Below are 429 nucleotides of genomic sequence, written 5' to 3'. Positions count from 1 at the left end.
AGGCGACGACGAGCTACGCGGCCGAGTACGCCGCGCTGCTGCGGGTGCAGACGCTGGCGAGGCAGATCGCGGAGCTGAAGTCCAAGCTGCAGCGCACCAACCCGATCGAGAACCAGGCCCGGTACAACCGCATGTTCGCCGATCTCGTCGAACTGGAGAAGTCCCGCAAGGAACTGCTCGCCGTCGTCACCGGGCCGGCGGCCTGAGCGGGACTCCGAGCGGCCGGTAGGGTCACTGGGGTGGCTGTTGTGGTGTCTGCGGTCATCCAGGCGGCTCTGTTCCTGGTGGTGCCGTTCGTGTGGTGGCTCGCGTCCGCACGTCGGGCGATCGGCTTCTTTGCGTGGCTGGGGTGGAAGCGCTTGGTCGTCGCCCGGTGGACGGTGCTGGCGGCCGTCATGGTCGGTGCGTTCCTGTTGTTGCTCGTGCCAG

Annotated in this window: 1 protein-coding gene and 1 pseudogene; both read left to right on the top strand. The window is 67.8% G+C overall.

The annotated features are described in order from the left end of the window. Positions 1-206: pseudogene (locus AC30CM_RS27155) on the top strand (DNA primase); the annotation flags it as partial. Positions 207-239: 33 nt separating this feature from the next. Next, positions 240-429: hypothetical protein (locus AC30CM_RS27150; RefSeq protein ID WP_490119999.1), on the top strand; the 190-nt coding region annotated here is incomplete at its 3' end.

Source organism: Mycobacterium sp. DHQP2018-32-09, assembly GCF_058148405.1.
This window is presented reverse-complemented; position numbering and strand designations above follow the sequence as displayed.